The 17,115-nt window shown below is 64.0% G+C and carries 17 protein-coding genes; 5 read left to right on the top strand and 12 right to left on the bottom strand.

Annotation, left to right across the window (positions count from 1 at the left end; genetic code table 11):
• Nucleotides 1-136: 136 nt before the first annotated feature.
• From ACVMB0_RS14495 to ACVMB0_RS14480, 4 genes are all read right to left on the bottom strand, one after another.
• Nucleotides 137-1,126, bottom strand: a complete 990-nt coding sequence (locus ACVMB0_RS14495) for a TorF family putative porin (protein ID WP_456750195.1) — start codon at nucleotides 1,124-1,126, stop codon at nucleotides 137-139.
• A 399-nt stretch (nucleotides 1,127-1,525) separates the two neighbouring features.
• Entirely contained in the window at nucleotides 1,526-1,903 is a 378-nt protein-coding gene (locus ACVMB0_RS14490) for a histone (RefSeq protein WP_461346690.1), read from the bottom strand.
• Nucleotides 1,904-2,131: 228 nt separating this feature from the next.
• A complete protein-coding gene (gene glcF / locus ACVMB0_RS14485; protein ID WP_461346689.1) occupies nucleotides 2,132-3,448 on the bottom strand; it encodes a glycolate oxidase subunit GlcF in 1,317 nt (438 codons plus the stop codon).
• On the bottom strand, nucleotides 3,445-4,683 hold the full coding sequence (locus tag ACVMB0_RS14480; RefSeq protein ID WP_461346688.1) for an FAD-binding protein: 1,239 nt from the start codon (nucleotides 4,681-4,683) through the stop codon (nucleotides 3,445-3,447). Before ACVMB0_RS14480 ends, glcF begins: the two co-directional genes overlap by 4 nt.
• Nucleotides 4,684-5,083: 400 nt before the next feature.
• Between ACVMB0_RS14480 and ACVMB0_RS14475 the strand changes: the two genes are divergently transcribed.
• Nucleotides 5,084-5,569: a putative quinol monooxygenase gene (locus ACVMB0_RS14475; RefSeq protein ID WP_461346687.1), complete on the top strand. Its 486-nt coding sequence runs from the start codon at nucleotides 5,084-5,086 to the stop codon at nucleotides 5,567-5,569.
• A gap of 53 nt (nucleotides 5,570-5,622) precedes the next feature.
• Here ACVMB0_RS14475 and ACVMB0_RS14470 read toward each other — a convergent pair whose 3' ends face one another.
• On the bottom strand, nucleotides 5,623-6,774 hold the full coding sequence (locus ACVMB0_RS14470) for an acyltransferase family protein (RefSeq protein ID WP_461346686.1): 1,152 nt from the start codon (nucleotides 6,772-6,774) through the stop codon (nucleotides 5,623-5,625).
• A 129-nt stretch (nucleotides 6,775-6,903) separates the two neighbouring features.
• Nucleotides 6,904-8,073 (bottom strand): acyltransferase family protein, encoded by a 1,170-nt coding sequence (locus ACVMB0_RS14465; protein WP_461346685.1) that lies wholly within the window; start codon nucleotides 8,071-8,073, stop codon nucleotides 6,904-6,906.
• 213 nt (nucleotides 8,074-8,286) lie between these two features.
• Between ACVMB0_RS14465 and ACVMB0_RS14460 the strand changes: the two genes are divergently transcribed.
• Nucleotides 8,287-8,700 carry a hypothetical protein gene (locus ACVMB0_RS14460; protein ID WP_461346684.1) on the top strand — a complete coding sequence of 138 codons (414 nt, stop codon included), beginning with the start codon at nucleotides 8,287-8,289 and terminating at the stop codon, nucleotides 8,698-8,700.
• Here the strand turns inward: ACVMB0_RS14460 and ACVMB0_RS14455 are convergent.
• On the bottom strand, nucleotides 8,697-10,190 hold the full coding sequence (locus tag ACVMB0_RS14455) for an FAD-linked oxidase C-terminal domain-containing protein (protein ID WP_461346683.1): 1,494 nt from the start codon (nucleotides 10,188-10,190) through the stop codon (nucleotides 8,697-8,699). The two genes, ACVMB0_RS14460 and ACVMB0_RS14455, sit on opposite strands and share 4 nt — an antisense overlap.
• A gap of 236 nt (nucleotides 10,191-10,426) precedes the next feature.
• Here ACVMB0_RS14455 and cycA point away from each other — a divergent pair, with 236 nt between their 5' ends.
• Nucleotides 10,427-10,822, top strand: a complete 396-nt coding sequence (gene cycA, locus ACVMB0_RS14450; protein WP_173638599.1) for a cytochrome c-550 CycA — start codon at nucleotides 10,427-10,429, stop codon at nucleotides 10,820-10,822.
• 66 nt (nucleotides 10,823-10,888) lie between these two features.
• Here the strand turns inward: cycA and poxB are convergent, their stop codons facing one another.
• The 3 genes from poxB to ACVMB0_RS14435 form a co-directional block, all read right to left on the bottom strand.
• Nucleotides 10,889-12,625 (bottom strand): ubiquinone-dependent pyruvate dehydrogenase, encoded by a 1,737-nt coding sequence (poxB, locus tag ACVMB0_RS14445; RefSeq protein ID WP_461346682.1) that lies wholly within the window; start codon nucleotides 12,623-12,625, stop codon nucleotides 10,889-10,891.
• Between the two features lie 113 nt (nucleotides 12,626-12,738).
• Nucleotides 12,739-13,695, bottom strand: a complete 957-nt coding sequence (locus ACVMB0_RS14440) for an alpha/beta fold hydrolase (protein WP_461346681.1) — start codon at nucleotides 13,693-13,695, stop codon at nucleotides 12,739-12,741.
• A 111-nt stretch (nucleotides 13,696-13,806) separates the two neighbouring features.
• Nucleotides 13,807-14,244, bottom strand: a complete 438-nt coding sequence (locus tag ACVMB0_RS14435) for a peptidase associated/transthyretin-like domain-containing protein (protein ID WP_456750207.1) — start codon at nucleotides 14,242-14,244, stop codon at nucleotides 13,807-13,809.
• Between the two features lie 311 nt (nucleotides 14,245-14,555).
• Here ACVMB0_RS14435 and ACVMB0_RS14430 point away from each other — a divergent pair, with 311 nt between their 5' ends.
• The gene (locus ACVMB0_RS14430) at nucleotides 14,556-14,732 is read left to right on the top strand and encodes a hypothetical protein (protein ID WP_456750208.1); all 177 of its coding nucleotides are present in this window, start codon (nucleotides 14,556-14,558) and stop codon (nucleotides 14,730-14,732) included.
• Nucleotides 14,733-14,821: 89 nt separating this feature from the next.
• On the opposite strand, the gene ACVMB0_RS14425 is transcribed toward ACVMB0_RS14430, so the two are convergent.
• Both ACVMB0_RS14425 and ykgO read right to left on the bottom strand, forming a co-directional pair.
• Nucleotides 14,822-15,490, bottom strand: coding sequence for a tetratricopeptide repeat protein (locus ACVMB0_RS14425; protein WP_461346680.1), 669 nt, complete (start codon nucleotides 15,488-15,490; stop codon nucleotides 14,822-14,824).
• A gap of 96 nt (nucleotides 15,491-15,586) precedes the next feature.
• Nucleotides 15,587-15,712 (bottom strand): type B 50S ribosomal protein L36, encoded by a 126-nt coding sequence (gene ykgO / locus ACVMB0_RS14420; protein WP_002718645.1) that lies wholly within the window; start codon nucleotides 15,710-15,712, stop codon nucleotides 15,587-15,589.
• A 468-nt stretch (nucleotides 15,713-16,180) separates the two neighbouring features.
• On the opposite strand from ykgO, the gene ACVMB0_RS14415 reads away from it, so the two are divergent.
• Nucleotides 16,181-17,065: an amidohydrolase family protein gene (locus tag ACVMB0_RS14415; RefSeq protein WP_461346679.1), complete on the top strand. Its 885-nt coding sequence runs from the start codon at nucleotides 16,181-16,183 to the stop codon at nucleotides 17,063-17,065.
• The last annotated feature ends 50 nt before the right edge of the window (nucleotides 17,066-17,115 follow it).

Here is a 17,115-nt window from a genome sequence, read left to right as displayed (position 1 = left end):
GCGAGAGCCCTCACCCGGCGCTTCGCGCCGACCTCTCCCCGGCGGGGAGGTGAGACCTGAGCCGCGGCCCTGACCCACCAAAAACAAAAAGGGCGGCAGATTGCTCTGCCGCCCTCTCGATCTCCGGAAGGAGAGATTACTTCAGGTTGGACATCGCGGTCAGGTCGACCGAGAGCTTGGCGATACCCGCCGCGCCGCACCAGTTGGAGCCCGTGCCGCCCGGATTGATCGGGGTGACGTTGGTGGTGCCGCCGGCGGTGAAGTCGCTGGTGAAGGCGCTGCAATTGCCCTTCGACAGGTCGGTGTCGGAATAGCGCAGATCGAGCGTGAACACCTTGTAGGTGAAGCCGATGCCGATGTTCCAGGTGTTGTAGTCGGCATACTTGATGCCGTTCGGGAATGCCGGGACGCCGTAGAAGCTGTCGGAGGTGCCGAGCCACTGCCGGCCGAACTCACCCGACACATACATGCCGACGCCGCTGGTGCCGAACACAGTGCTGGGCGCGGTATACTTGCCGATGATCGACGAGTAGTTGCCCCAGGCGCCGGTGTTGAGGAAGTTCGGCGAGTAGTACTCGTTGATGGTGAACGCCCAGTTGTCGTTGATGGTCCAGGTCGCCTTGCCGTAGACTTCGAAGAACGAAACGTCCTTCTTCATGACGTTTCCGTTCGTCAGGAAGTTGGTGGCGCACTGGTTGCTGAGCGGATTGCCGGCGGTGTCGGTGGGCGCGCCGAAGTAGCAGGTTCCACCCGGATACAGGTAACCCCAGACACCGATGTCGAAGGCGAAGGCGCCGAAGGTCGGGCGGATACCGCCGTAGACGTCGACTTCGGCGGCGGCGCGGTTGGCGAAGGAGATGCTTTCGGTCGAGGTGCCGATGTAGAGCTGCAGGTCCTTGTTGACGTTGTAGCGCGGCTCGAAATAGGCGGTGACCGACGGATTGTGGTTCGACTGGGTGACGCCGCGGAAGATGTAGTCGCTCATGATGCCGGCGCCGAAGGCGATATCCCAGGGATCGAAGGGAGCGGGCGGCGGCGCCTTGACGGCCTTCACCGCCATGTCAGCTGCCATTGCCGTGCTCGAAATCATTGCTAGCGCCGTTGCTAACAAAGCCAGTTTCTTCATGACGATCCCCATCTACTGTTCCAGACAGCCCAGCTCCGGTGCCCCCCAGGGCGCGCGATAACGGACTGCAACTAAATCGCGTGTCGCCAATCTGAGGCCCGTGCACGGGACCGTGAAGCCAAAAAGACATGCAGCTGCCGACTTTTTAGGCGTTCCGGCTGTTTCGCCGCACGTTGGTCCGTAGGTGTTGCATTTGCACCACAAGGTTGATGCTCCCGCTCCGGTTGAGGAGGCCCCCTGACGTGGGGACAAGGCAACAGCCCACCGGATCTGACAGCGTTTGGGACGAATCGCCGTGCCCGTAAAAGCACGGGCGAATCCCGGGCATGGAAAAAGCCGCAGCGGCGTCCGCTGCGGCTTCGATCGGTTTGAACCGGTCCGGGATCGAACCAGGTTCGGTTAGTGGTGCTCGCCCTCGGAGGTGCCCCAGCTCGAGGCAGGTTCGTGGCTCGGCGTCGCCCAGCTCGAGGCCGGCTGCGGCGCAGGCTCGGGCGCCGGGGGAGCTGCGACGGTGGCGGCCGGCTTCGGCGCGGCGGCCTTCTTCGGAGCGCTCTTCTTGGCGGCCTTCTTCGCGACCTTCTTGGCAGCGGCCTTCTTCGGAGCAGCTTTCTTTGCGGTTTTCTTGGCGGCTTTCTTGGCTGCCTTCTTGGCAGTCTTCTTCGCCGATTTCTTCGCAGTCTTCTTGGCCGACTTCTTCGCGGACTTCTTCTTCGCCGCTACTGCCTTCTTGGCCTTTTTGGCCTTCTTGCTTTTCTTCGCCTTCTTCGACTTCGCCATCGTGGTCCTCCTGTTGCCGCTATGTGGTCCACCGGGCGCATTGAAGTGATCGCTTGCCGGACCGCAGCCGCACCTCGGGGAGAGGCACACTCCGCTACGCTTGTCGGGCATGATGGCCGCGCGATCGCTTCGCGTCTGTGGCTGAGGAAGCGCCGGTCCTTCAGATTGCGTCAGACAAATTGCGTCAGGGCAAGGCTGAGGTCCGGATCATGCTCGAGTGGCAGTCGATCAATTCAATCCTGGCCGGGGACCTCCTGTCGCCCAATCGAGAAGCTCAATCGTGTGCACCACAGGAACTGACGTACCGCCGGCAATCTGAACCATGCAGCCAATATTGCCCGCAGCGATCATGTCCGGTTTGACAAGCGCAATATTGGCGACCTTGCGATCGCGCAATCTGCTCGCAATGTCGGGCTGGAGAATGTTGTAGGTCCCCGCCGAACCGCAACACAAATGGCTCTCGGGTACATCTTTCACCACGAATCCATTCTTGGAAAGCAATTCTTTCGGAAGTTGAGTGATTTTCTGTCCATGCTGCAACGAACAAGCCGAGTGATAGGCGACGGTGATGTCGCCTTTCTGCGTTGAAGGCACGAGCTCGAGGCCCGCGAGATACTCGGTGATATCCTTGGTCAGCGCCGAGATTCGCCTGGCCGGCTCCGCGAATGTTTTGTCCTCGCGCAGCAGGTAGCCGTAGTCTTTGACAACTGTCCCACAGCCCGAGGTCGTCACCAGAATCGCGTCGAGCCCTTCGGTGTCCGCTTCCCTTTGCCACACCGTGACGTTGGCCCGCGCGCGCGCCAATGCGTCGTCGTCTTGCCCCATGTGATGGGTCAACGCGCCGCAGCATTGCTCGTCCTTGACCAGCACCACCTCGACGCCATGCCGGGTCAGCACGCTGATCGCGGCCTGATTGATGCGTGGCGCCAGCACCTGTTGCGCGCAGCCCTGCAGCAGCGCAACCCGGCCCCGACGCCGGCCGATCGGCGCAAACACGGTTCCGGCAGACGGCCCCGGCTGCGGCAGGCCGTGCGGCGCGAGCGCCAGCATCGCCTTGATCCGCCGCAGCAGACCCGGGTTCGACGCACCGACCGACGGCGTCGGCAGCAGGGCTGCGAACGGACGGGCAAGCCTCGCCAGAATCATGCTGATCCGGAACATGCCGGGCCGCGGCAGCACGAAGGCGAGCACCGACCGCAGCAGCCGCTCGGTCAGCGGCCGCTGGTAGTCGCGCTCGATCCTGACCCGGGCCTGGTCGACGAGGTGCATGTAGTTCACGCCCGACGGACAGGTGGTCATGCAGGCGAGGCACGACAGGCAGCGGTCGATATGCTTGACCACCTCAGGTGTCGGCGGCTTGTCCTTTTCCAGCATCTCCTTGATCAGGTAGATGCGGCCGCGCGGGCTATCCAGCTCGTCGCCGAGCAGGACATAGGTCGGGCAGGTCGCGGTGCAGAAACCGCAATGCACGCAGGCGCGCAGGATCTTGTCGGCTTCCTTGATGTCGGGATCGGCAAGCTGCGCCAGGGAGAATTCAGTCTTCATGCAGCCCTGCCTCGCGTCATCCGGCCGCGGTTGAGGATCGACCTCGGATCGAAACTCGCCCTGATGCGTTCGCCGAGCGCGGCAAGCCCGGCCGCCTGCGGCTGGAACACATCGACCGCACGGCGCACATCCTCGGTGGCGCGGATCAGGCTGGCGTGCCCGCCGGTCGCCTCGACCTGGCCCCGGACCAGCGCGGCCTGCGCGTCGGCGCTCGGCGGCACGGCGGCCCAGATCAGGCCGCCCCCCCAATCGTAGATCACCTCGCCGCCGGTCGAGCGCGTCAGCCCCTCTCCGAGCGCGCCGCCGATGGCCGGCGGGCAAACGATGCGCCACACCGGCCAGGCGCCGAGTGCGCCGCTGGCCGCGAATGGCTCCACGTCGCGCAGTGCGCTCCAGATCGAAACCGAGGTCTCGTCGGCGAGGACGTCGACCGCCCCGTAGGACGAGAGCGCCTGCGTGAGCGAAGCCGCCCGGTGCGCCGCCGACGCCGCAATCCCCTCGAGCCGCACCAGCGTGACGGCCTGGCCGGCAGCTGCGAGGACCGCGAGCGCGCCGGTTCCGGAGCGCAGCACTGAGCCGGGCAGATGCGCCGCGCCGGAGACGTCGAAGGGCGACCCCAGCGCCGCCGTCATCGCCTTGTTGGCGGTGACGTCGTCGAGCGAGCGCAGCAGCAGCGTCCGCTCGGCTTCCGGCTTCGGCATCACCTTCAGCGTCACCTCGGTCATGACCGCGAGCGTGCCCCAGGAACCGGTGAGCAGCTTGCAGAGATCATAGCCGGTGACGTTCTTCACCACCCGCCCACCGGTCTTGAAACTGTCGCCGAACCCGGACACCGCGTGCGCCCCGAGCAGATGGTCCCTGATCCCACCGGCCTTGATGCGGCGCGGACCCGCAAGGCCGGCACCGATCATGCCGCCGATCGTGCCGGCTCCCGCGCTGCCCAGCAGCGCGGACGTATCCATCGGCTCGAAGGCGAATTGCTGGTTCTTGGCGTCGATCAGGGATTGCACGTCGGCGAGCGGCGCGCCGGCCCCGACGGTGATGATCAGTTCGTTCGGCTCATAGGCGGTGACCGCGTTCAGCACGGAGACGTCGAGCACCGCATTGGTCGCCATCGGATGGCCGATGGCGCGCTTCGATCCATGTCCGATGACCTCGAGCGGCTGCTCGCTGGCGACAGCCGCGCGCACCACCTCTTCGACGTCCTTGCCGTCTCTGACCCTGAGCGTTTCCACGCGCTAGGCGGTATCGAAATTTGACTCCAAAATCAAATGCGCGTGCCGAGCAGGCCTCTGAATGCGACGAGTGATCGCGACGGGACGGCAGGGTAACTGCCTTCCGCCGCGGAACGGCCGCCGAGCCGGCCCCGCCCGGAACGTCCCGCCAGCTCAGGAATTCGCCGCGCCTGACGTCTCCACCTTGGCGATGCCGGAACTGAACGGCTCGAGCCGGGCTTGGCCGGCGGTTGCGGGATCGGCGTGCCCCCCTCTCCTGCCGCGACACTTCGGTCATCGTCGAACTCTTTTCACGACATCGACAATTCGACCGTCACCGAACCGGGTTCGCCGAGCGATCCCCTATCTCTCGGGTTGCGGCCCCGGCAAGCCGGTTGGCGCGGATCAACTGGAGGCGATCATGAAACGTTCGCAAGTCACCACCACGGCGATGATGCCTACCCGACGATCGGCCATCGGCTGGTTCGCCGCGATCATGGCGATCGCCGGCATTTCGCCGTGGGCCGCGTCGCAAGCTCGATCGGAGCAAAGCAACGGAGGACTGCCAATGAAGCACTATGCGATGAGCACACGAACCATCAGCGATGCAATCAACACCGCCGGCCTCTTGGTGGTGGCGCAATGGGAAGCCAAGGAAGGACAGGCCGACAAGGTTGCGGCAATTCTCGACGGCTTCCTGCCCGAGGCGCAGAAAGACCCCGGCACCAAGCTGTTCCTGATCGGCCGCGGCAAGGACAACCCGGCGCAATTCCTGTTCTACGAATTGTTCCAGGACGAGGCGGCATTCAAGGCGCATGCGGAGAGCGCCTACTTCAAGACCTACATTGCCGAGCAGGCCCTGCCGCTGCTCGCCAAGCGCGAGCGGACGCAATACGCGCTGCTGTGACCCACGGCGCCGCGGGAGGGCTTGTGACGCAGGTCCTCCCCTGCGGTGCAATGTCAGACCGGCGCGCGGCTGCTGCCGAGCGTCGGATCCAACTCGATACGCTCGGGCGATTTGCGCCAGAAGGTTGCGATCGAAATCCGGGAGAGCACCGCCGCCTCGATCTGTTCGACCTGCGCCCTGAGGCGAAGCGCAGGCTTCTCGACGAGATGCCAGGACACGAACGCGACGCCGAGGGCAATCGGCAGGCTGATCAGGATGTTCAGATACCAATGCTGAACCGGAGCACCCACCGCAGCAACGCACTGCTGGACGACGACTCCGTAGAGATACATCCCGTACGAGTAGTCGCCGGACACGATCCAGCTTCGCCGCGGATTCATGAGCCCGAGATAGCACGCGACATAGGCGGTGGGTCCAACAATGAACGCATCGGTGTATCCAGTGGCCATCCCGGCCGCGCACAGCGTCAACGCGAACAGGAACGCGGTGCGGTTGAATGGGACCTTGTCGCGCCAGAGATAGAAGCCGACACCCGTAAGGAAGCAGAACACGAGCAGCGACGGACGAAGATGAAGATATTGTAGGTCCGAATGGTAGATATCGTGGTAGGCGAAACCGATCTGGGCGAGCACCAGAAACACCAGATAAAGTACCCTGTTGAAGCAGATCGTGGTCACGGCGAGCAGTGCCAGGATCACGTAGCACCACAGCTCGTACGGAACCGTCCAAAGCTGCGCATTCACCGCAAAAGGTACCGGATTGCGCAGGAAGACGCCCGGAAGCTCATAGTGGATGTCGCCGATGATATTGTGAAAATAGGCATAAAACTTCGGGTCGGCGACATACTGCGCGAGCGGAAGCACAGTGGAGATCGGGCCGATGATGATAGCCGAGAGTGTCGTCTCGACTGCAAGTGCGGGCAAAATGCGAAGCACGCGCAGGCCGAGAAATGAAATCAGGCTCTTGCACCTCAGCAAACTCGCAGTCACCAGAAACCCGCTCAAGGCGAAGAAGAGCGCAAGGACCATTGCGGACCCGATGCGGATATGTCCCAGGATCTCCATCGCCCGGTCGGTGCCAAAGACGACGTTCGCGCTGTGCAGGCAGATGATGGTGGCCGCCAGCGCGATTCGCAGATAGTCGAAGCCCGCGGGCCGACAGCGCGAAAGAGCTAACTGATCGGCCAGACTGAACACAGGTTGCATTGCGCTTCCAAAACAACTAATCCATCAGCAACTATCCAGAAACAAGCTAACAAGGTATAAACGCAAAGCGTGCAGATGCGGACGAGCGCAATCCAAGTGATGCGTCACCGGATTAGCATCAAGCAATAGTTAGGAGTTACCGGCCGGAAGGACGATCGGTCGAACTGGATTGATCGGCCCGGGCTGGACGACAGCCTCTCGTTCGGCCTGGTCGTGCGATTTGCGCCAGAAGCCGACGATCGAAATCCGCGACAGCGCCACGGTCTCGAACATCTCGACCCGGCCACGAAGCCGAAGCGCATGCTTCTCGACGAGATGCCAGGATGCCACCGCAACACCGAAGGCGAGCGGTAGGCTGATCAGGACGTTCAGATACCAGTGCTGCACCGGCGGGCCGAACGCGGCGACGCATTGCTGAATGACGAAGCCGTAGAGATAGAGCCCGTAGGAGTAATCGCCCGACGAGACGATCCAGCTCCGCCGCGGGTTCATCACGCCGAAATAGCAGGCGATATAGGCGGCCGGCACCGGCGCCAGCGCGTCGCCGCGTCCGGTCGCCAAGGCGGCGGCGCACAGCACCAGCGCGAACAGGCACAAGGTCCGGTGGACCGGCACCTTGTCGCGCCAGAGGTAGAACCCGACGCCGGCAAGGAAGCAGAACACCAGAAGATGCGGGCGAAGCTGGATCGGCACCTCGTCCCAGCGCGCGATGTCGTAGCCGACCAGAGCGATCTGCGCGATCACCATGAACACGAGATACGCCACCCGGTTGAAGCAGATCGTGGTGACCGCAAGCAGCGCCAGGATGACGTAGCACCATAATTCGTACGGCACGGTCCAGAGCTGGGAATTCACCAGCTCCGGCAGCGGATTGTGCAGGAACAGGCCCGGCAGCTCGTAATGGATGTCGCCGACGATATTGAGGAAATAGGCGTGGAATTTCGGATCCGCGAAGTACTGCGCCAGCGGCAGTTCGGTGAACGCCGGACCGATGATGACGGCCGACAGCGTGGTCTCGACCGCGAGTGCGGGGGCGATCCGCAGCAGGCGCAGGCCGAGGAACGAAATCAGGCTCTTGCACCGGAGCAGGCTCGCCGTCACCAGGAAGCCGCTCAGCGCAAAGAACAGCGTGAGGATCATCGCGACGCCGATTCGAAGTGTGCTCTGGATTTCCAGCGCCCGGCCGAGCCCGAGCGTCACGTTGGTGCTGTGCAGGCCGATGATCGACGCCGCCAGCACGATCCGCATGTAATCGAAGCCCGCGGGCCGATTGCGCGCAAGCGCCAGCCGATCGGCCATGCTGGGCATCGAGGTGTCGCCGAAGACATGCATATCCGGAAAATACCGAGCAACAGTTGAAGGCCATGTAAACGGGTTCGCGCTGCTATTGCGCAGCATGCGGCGGCGGCCGCTTGGCCAATGGCGCCGCAACCATCGGTTAAGGTTATCGGCTGGCTAGCACGATCGGTCGAATTGTAACGACCGGCCTCGACGTCTGCAGGGAGATCCACCGTGAAAATCAGGCTGACAGCCGTCGCGCTGCTCGCGACGATCGCGGCAGGACAGGCGCGTGCCGCCGTGCTCACCGACGCCGAGGCGGCGTTCCTCGAGCAGCTGGCGACCGCGGCCGCGGTGCTCGAACAACGATGCACCGGCTATGAGACCGATGGTGCCGGGGGCGTTCAACTCGGCGCCAGACTGCTCGGCAGCCCCAACGCCGCGATGGCCATGATCAATGCCTTCGACGCCGCCATCAAGGCCCACGACGGCAATGACTACGATCCGCGCCAATTCCGCTCCGAAGTATCCGCAGCGGCCAGCAAGACGTTCAGGCAAGTCCGAGCGGAGCTGATCGCAGACCCCGACAGGGCCTGTGCTGCATATGGCGATGCGAGCGCCGCGAGCGGACTGCTACGGCGGTACTAAAACCGCGGGATATCGGGAAACGCCAGCTTGCCGGCGTGGACATGGACGCGGCCGAGCTCGGCGCAGCGATGGAGCGTCGGAAACACCTTGCCGGGGTTGAGCAGGCCTTGCGCATCGAAGGCGCACTTCAGCCGCTGCTGCTGGTTGAGGTCGATCTCGGTGAACATTTCCGGCATCAAATCGCGCTTCTCGATGCCGACGCCATGCTCGCCGGTGAGCACGCCGCCGAGCTCGACGCAGCAGCGCAGGATGTCGGCGCCAAACGCCTCCGCCTTCTCGATCTCGCCGGGCTTGTTGGCATCATAGAGGATCAACGGGTGCAGATTGCCGTCGCCGGCGTGGAACACATTGGCGACGCCGAGGCCGTATTTCTCGGAGAGTTCGCGGATCCGCGCCAGCGCCTTCGGCAACGCGCCGCGCGGGATGGTGCCGTCCATGCAGAGATAATCCGGCGAGATGCGTCCAACCGCGGGGAAGGCCGCCTTGCGGCCGGCCCAGAACAGATTGCGCTCGGCCTCCGAGGTCGAGATCTGGCAGGAGGTCGAGCCGCAGCCCTGCGCGATCGCCTCGACCCGCTTGATCAGCTCGTCGACCTCGACCTGGGGACCGTCGAGCTCGATGATCAGCAGCGCCTCGACGTCGAGCGGATAGCCGGCATGGACGAAGGCCTCCGCGGCGTGGATCGCGGGCTTGTCCATCATCTCCATGCCGCCGGGGATGATGCCGGCACCGATGATCGCGGCCACGCATTCGCCGGCCGCTTCCACCTCGGCGAAGCCGACCATCAGCGCGCGCGCCGTCTCCGGCTTCTGCAGGATGCGCACGGTGATCTCGGTGATGACGCCGAGCAGCCCCTCCGAGCCGGTGATGATCCCCATCACATCGTAACCTGCATTCTCGGCCGATTTGCCGCCGATGCGCAGGATCTCGCCGCTCATCAGCACGATCTCGCAGCCGAGCACGTTGTTGGTGGTCATGCCGTATTTCAGGCAATGCACGCCGCCGGAATTCTCCGCGACATTGCCGCCGATCGAGCAGGCGATCTGCGACGACGGATCGGGCGCGTAATAGAAGCCGGCATGGGCGACCGCCTGGCTGATCGCCAGATTCGTCACGCCCGGCTCGGTGACAACCACACGGTTATCGAAGTCAATTTCGCGGATCCGCTTGAACTTGCCGAGGCCCAGCAGCACGGCATCCGCAAGCGGCAGCGCCCCGCCGGACAGCGAGGTGCCGGAGCCGCGCGGCACCACCTTGATGCCTTGCTGCTGGCAATATTTCAGGACCTTCGCCACCTGCTCGGTGGTATCGGGCAACACCACGACCATCGGTGGCTGCCGATAGGCGGTCAGGCCGTCGGATTCATAGGCCAGCATCTCGGCGGCGCTGTCGATCACGCCCTCGCCCGAGACGATTGCGCGCAGGGCGGCCACGATTTCGGCGCGGCGTGCAAGCACGGCCTGATCGGCCGCCGGCATCATGATGGACATCAATGTTCCCTCGGAGGGCTTTTGCCCTTTGCCGATTTGTTACGACAAATCAATCAGGTCTGCACCTGTTTCAGTCGGCCCGGCCGAAGGTCGGATTGCCCCACCCGGCAAGGACGAGTTCTCTCTGGGGCAAGCGGGCGGTCATGAAACCTGTCAAAGTTTCGTGGCTTGTCCTGTCCAAGTCGGACATGCCACAAACCAGACACTACCTCCCGGGACGAAACGAAGAGAACCCCATGAACCTAAAGACCTTGAGCGCGCTGGCGGTCGTCACATCGCTGGCCACCGCATCCTCCGCGCTGGCGCAGGATGCCGCTGCCGGCAAGACCTCGTTCAACAAGTGCCTCGCCTGCCATGCGATCGGCGAAGGCGCCAAGAACAAGGTCGGCCCCGAGCTCAACGGCCTCGACGGCCGCCACTCCGGTACCGCGCCGGACTACAATTATTCGGATGCCAACAAGAACTCCGGCATCACCTGGAACAAGGAAACCTTCCTCGAATACATCAAGGATCCCAAGGCCAAGATCCCCGGCACCAAGATGGCCTTCGCCGGCATCAAGAACGAGACCGAGGCCAACAATCTGTGGGCCTACGTGTCGTCGTTCGACAAGGACGGCAAGCAGAAGCAGTAATCGGCGGTATCGGACGTCGTCCGCCCTGCGCAGATGGCAGGGCGGACGTGTTACCGCAATCAGCGATCAGCGCGGCAACAGATTGGTCTTGGCGAGATCGACCACCTCGTCGCCGCGGCCGCTCATCACGGCGCGCAGCACCCACAGGCTGAAGCCCTTCACCTGGTCGAGCGTAATGGTCGGCGGCATCGACAGTTCCTGGGTCGCGGTCACGACGTCGAGCACCGCCGGTCCGTCGTGCGCAAGCACGTCGCGGATCGCGCCTTCGAGTTCGCCGGGATCCTGGACCCTGACGCCGTGAATGCCCATGGCGCGGGCCATCGCCGCGAAATCCGGATTCTTCAGATCGACCCCGGTCTCGATGAAGCCGGCGGCCTTCATCTCCAGCGCGACGAAGCCGAGCACGCTGTTGTTGAAGATCACGACCTTCACCGGCAGCCTGGCCTGGGTCAGCGTGATCAGATCTCCCATCAACATGGCAAAGCCGCCGTCGCCGGACATCGAGATCACCTGCCGTCCCGGCTGCGCCGCCTGCGCGCCGATCGCATGCGCCATCGCATTGGCCATCGAGCCGTGGACCCAGGAGCCGACCAGCCGCCGGCGGCCGTTCATTTTCAGATAACGCGCGGCCCAGATCGTCGGCGTGCCGACATCGGCGGTGAACACGGCATCTTCCGTCGCCTGCTCGCTGAGTAGCCGTGCCAGATATTGCGGATGGATCGGGCTCGAGCCCGGCTTACCGCGGGCGAGATCGTCGAGACCGGCGCGGGCGTCCTTGTAATGCGCGATGCTGGCGTCGAGAAACTTGCGCTCGGTCTTCACCGTCAGCTTCGGCAACAGCGCGGCGATGGTCTCGCCGACGTCGCCGACGAGGCCGAGATCGAGCTTGCAGCGGCGACCGAGATTTTCAGAGCGGATATCGATCTGGGCGATGTTGATGCCGGTCGGGAAGAACTGCTTGTAGGGGAAATCGGTGCCCAGCATCAGCAGCACGTCGCAGCCATGCATCGCGGCGTAGCCGGAGGAGAAGCCGATGAAGCCGGTCATGCCGACATCATAGGGATTGTCGTATTCGACATATTCCTTGCCGCCGAGCGCGTGCACGATCGGGCTCTTCAGAGTCTCGGCGAGCTTGATCAGACCGTCATGCGCGCCGGCGCAGCCACGGCCGCAGAACAGCGTGACGCGCCTGGCGCCATTGAGCAGCGCGGCCAGCGCGTTCAGTTCGGCATCGGCCGGCCGCACCACCGGCGCCGGCGGCAAGAGCCCGGCATTCGGCGAGATGTCGCGCTTCGGCGCCGTCCGCATCGCGACGTCGCCCGGCAGCACCAGCACCGCGACGCCGCGCTTGCCGACCGCTGAGCGGATCGCGTTCTCCAGCATGTAGGGCAGCTGCGCCGGATCCGACACCAGTTCGCAATAATGGCTGCATTCCCGGAACAGATCCTGCGGATGGGTCTCCTGGAAATAGCCGCCGCCGATCTCGGCCGACGGAATTTGGGCTGCGATCGCCAGCACCGGCGTGCGGCTGCGGTGCGCGTCGAACAGGCCGTTGATGAGGTGCAGATTGCCCGGGCCGCAGGAACCTGCGCAGACCGCCAAGTCTCCGGTGATCTGGGATTCGGCAGCCGCAGCGAACGCCGCGACCTCCTCATGGCGCACATGCAGCCAGTCGATCGTGCCGCGCCTGCGCAACGCCTCGGTCAGGCCATTGAGGCTGTCGCCGACGACACCGTAGATGCGCTTCACGCCGGCCTGGGCAAGGGTTTCGGCGATGAGGTCGGCGATGTTGTCGATCCGCATGGGAGGCGTCCTTTGATGAAATCGGAGAACCGCGCGCTCATATGATGTTTGGCGCCACCTGATGGCGCAAGCCTTGCCGGATCACATTCGCGCGGCTCGAAGACGGCTGACCGCTATTGCGCCGTCACCATCTGCGGCGTCATCCGCTCGGCCATCGCCTCGATCTCGGATGCCACCAGATCGGGCGCGGCGTACTGCACCATGTGGCCGACATCGGGCAGCACGATCAGCCCAGCGTTCGGCGCGGTGGCAGCGAGCGGCCGGGAATGGATGCCGGTCGAGACCGTCTTGTCGACGTCGCCGGAGATGATCGTGACCGGCATCTTGAGCTCCGCGTAGCGCGGGGCCTGTTCGACGACGGCGGCCTTCAAGGTGACCAGATCGCGCGCGTTGGCGGTGAACTCGCGCGGGCGCAGCAAGAGCAATGTCGCGCTGTCGCTGATGAAATCGACCGGCATCGGCTGCGGCGCGAACACGCCGCGCGCGCCCGAATCGGCAACGAGACAGCCCAGCGGCAGCGTGATCGTGTGCGCAAGCAACGGGCCGATCAGCGGCGTCGAAATCACGTCATTATAGCGGCCGGCGCCGCCGCGCCACGGATAGGCGACGGGGGCGAGCAGCACGAGGCCCGCGACGCGGTCCGGATGATCGAGCGCGATGCGCAGGGCGAGCGCACCGGCCCAGGAATGCGCCACCACGATCGCCCTGCTGACGCCGATCTTGGTCAGCGCCTCCACGATCATGCGGCCCTGGATCGCGGGCGTCGAATCCGCGACGCAGTTGCGCGTGCTCCAGCCATGGCCCGGCCGGTCGATCAGGATCACCCGACGTGCCTTGGCGATCTGGACGCCGAGCGGCTGCATCGCACGGAGGTTGGAGCTTGCGCCATGCAGCATCACGATCGGCGGCTCCGCGGCATCGCGCGGCCCGAGCTCGACCACATGCAGCCGCGCGCCGGACACCTCGATGATGCGGCCGTGTGGCGGAAAGGCGCGCTGGATCAGCTGAACGCCGAGCTGTGTCGCCAGCGCCAGCCCGGCCACCGCCAGCACGACGATCAAAGCGAGCATCAAGACGATCCGAATGGGCTTGCGCACCGCGGAGCTACGGCGGAGATGCGCGTCGGTTTCAATGCTAGCGCGCTTTGCAGCGCGAAGTCCAACAGCGCGCGAAGTTCGCGCTTACGAGACGGGCTTCTCCCGACGTCGCGGCGGCCGCGGTGGGGGCGGCGGAGGCGTCGTCGGTTGCAACGTCACAATCACCGGATTGGGCTTGTGATCGAGCGCCGCCCCGGTCGCTGCGTCGACGCCCATGCCGACGACGCCACCCAGCAGCAGATTGCCGGCGAACCCGGCGCCGCCGGATCCGCTGATGTCCTTGGTCAGGGGAATGATCTGCGATTGATAGCCGTCCTTGCTGATCGTCACGACGATGTCGGCGTTGCGCTTGGCCTGGATCGCGCACGGCGTGACGCAGGCGGTCGGTATATCCAATCCTGCGATATCAGCTGTCGCGCCTGCCGGTGTCGATGCAATGGAAATGGTTTCAGTGGTGCCGCGCGTCACGGACGCGCAGCCGCCCAATGCGACGCAAAGCGTCGCAGCAACAATCGATTTCATAAAAATGTCTTCCCCAGCCGGCTGCGTGTGGGCGAGGGCAATCAACCTTTAGCCTAATGATAAGGTTCAGCCGGGCTTAGAACGCAGTTGTCCACAATGCGCTTGGCCTGTGGATAGCGGGTTCAACCCTGCGTCATTAGTAATTCCATCGTTTGCTGGTGGCAATTTCGCCATCAGTCGCGCGGCTTCATCGAACCTGCGACGCGACCGGAACAGGCCTTGGCTTTTGCACGGAATTCACAGGAACCCGGCGTCCGCACGCCGAGTTCAACGGGAAGACGAGTTCAACGGGAAGTAATCGGAGGAGTACCATGATTTCCGACCCTAGCGATGCGGCCATCGACCAGATCGTGGCGAGCTGTAACGGCGACCTGCGCGGCGCCCTGAAAGCCCTGTTGCTCGTGAATGAGCACCTGGAGGCGGAGCTTCAGCAATTCTATGCTGCCATCGCCCAGGACAGCGCGTCCCGCGGCAAGCTCCTGCACTAGTCTCCTCGCCGGGCCGTACCGCGAGCAAGCTCGCGAGCCGCGTGCCCCCTCGCGGCAATTCGACCGCGATCGCGATCAATCGCATGCAATCAGATGTCGCGGCCCTCGACCTTCTCGGTCAGTTGCTTGACGATCTGTGGCACCTTCTCGAGGTAGGGATCAACCGCCAGCGCCTTGCGGAAGGCGTCCAGTGCCCGCTTGTCGTCGCCCATGTCCTGCATGATCATGCCGACGCCCGCCAGCGCGCCGAAATGGCGGGGCTCACGGGTCAACACCTGCTGTAGGTCACCCAGCGAACGAACGTAGTCGTTCTTGAGGTAGTAGATCGTCGCGCGCCGGTTCCAGGCCTCGACATAGTCGGGCCGGAGCTTGATCACGGCATCCAGCAGCTTCAGCGCGACGTCGATATTCTGGGCGTCGAGCGCGGCCTTGGCCCGTACCATCAACAGCGCCGCGGTATCGCTCGGGGTTTGCAGCCACAGCGCCCAGATCCGCGCCTCGACGTGGCGGGCGCTGTCCTCGTCGGGTGCTGCCTTCAGCGCGCCGAACAGGAAATCCAGCCCACGGGTGCGGTCGGCCGGTACCTTCGGCAGCTTGGTCGGAGCTTCCGGCAGTTTCTTCTGCGCTTTCGGCGGCGGGACCACCCGCGGATCGTCCTGCGCGGCGGCCGCGACAGGCAAGGTCAAAACAGGTCCGGCCAGAAGGGCTGCGATCAGGATCGCGAACCGGCGGTGGGGAAGCGAGAGGAAATATCCCATGGCCGAAGTCTAGACGCACAAAGCCGCACTGCAAAGCAGCGCGGCGTCAAAGACCTGTGAAGGATGGATCGGGATCAGCCGCCGATCCGCGCGCAATCAGCCCTGGCGCGCCTTGAAGCGGCGCTGGACCTTGTTGATCACGTAGACGCGGCCCTTGCGACGGACCAGACGGTTGTTGCGATGGCGGCCGCGCAGCGACTTCAGCGAGTTACGGACCTTCATGGGACAATCCTGTTACTTCGAAAGGCCCGTGTTGGAGGCCGTACCTGATCGATGCCAAACAGCTGGCAAAATGGGATTTATCCCGACAAGCGGCCTTCCGCCCGGGACGGCCGGGTTCTAAGCCATCGGACCGTTAAATGTCAACCGAGACGGGTCGATTTTCAGGCCTGTCCGAGCCTGGAACCTGCACGGATCGACCCACCACACTCTTGAGATCGCTTGGGAAATGGCGACCGCGGCAATGATCCAGACGAACGCCCCGCCAGACGGTCACGCTGGATGACGGTATTCACCGGCAGCGAATCGTCCCGCGGCCTTTGTGTCAGGCACCATCCGCCGTCCAAACGGGACTTGCCGACCAAATTCGGCTCAGGCCGCTCGCGCCGTCGGCGCCAGAGCGCTTGCGCAGATCGTTATATAGTATAATTATTTTCCATCACCAACAAACACGCCGCGCGGGGAAGCCGAATGCCCAAGCTCAAACTGCCCGACATTGAAAAAGTCACAGCGATCGACATCCACACCCATGCCGAGGAGCCGTGCGGCATGCATGGCGACGACGGCTATGACGACTTCCAGGCGCAGATGGCTGATTACTTCAAATCGCCGCACAAGCATCCGCCAACCGTGCCGGAGACCGCGGCCTACTACCGCTCCAAGAACATCGCCGCCGTGATCTTCCCGGTCGATGCCGAACGCGAAACCGGTTTCCGCCGCTACAACAATCACGAGATGCTCGAAGTCGCCTCCGATCATCTCGACGTGCTGATTCCGTTCGTCTCGATCGACCCGCACAAGGGCAAGCTCGGCGTCCGCGAGGCGCGCAGGCTGATAGAGGACTACGGCGTCCGCGGCTTCAAATTCCATCCGACCATGCAGGGCTTCTATGCCAACGACCGCATGGCCTATCCGCTCTATGAGGCGATCAATGACGGCGGCGCGATAGCGCTGTTCCACACCGGCCAGACCGGCGTCGGCTCGGGCATGCCCGGCGGCATGGGGATGCGGCTGAAATATTCCAACCCGATGTACATGGACGACGTCGCGGCGGATTTTCCCGACCTCAAGATCATCCTCGCGCATCCCTCCTTCCCCTGGCAGGAAGAGGCGCTGTCGGTCGCGACCCACAAGCCGAACGTCTATATCGACCTGTCCGGCTGGTCGCCGAAATATTTCCCGCCGATCCTGGTGCGCTACATCAACTCGATCCTGCAGGACAAGATGCTGTTCGGCTCCGACTGGCCTGTCATCACGCCGGACCGCTGGCTTGCCGACTTCGCCAAGCTCGACATCCGCGAGGAGATCCGTCCCAAGGTGCTGAAGGCCAACGCGCGCAAGATTTTGGGTATATAAGGCGGTCTCTGCACCGCCCTCGGCGTCCCGATCGCGCGGCGGTCGGGACG

Source organism: Bradyrhizobium sp. USDA 4451 (assembly GCF_054822585.1).
This window is presented reverse-complemented; position numbering and strand designations above follow the sequence as displayed.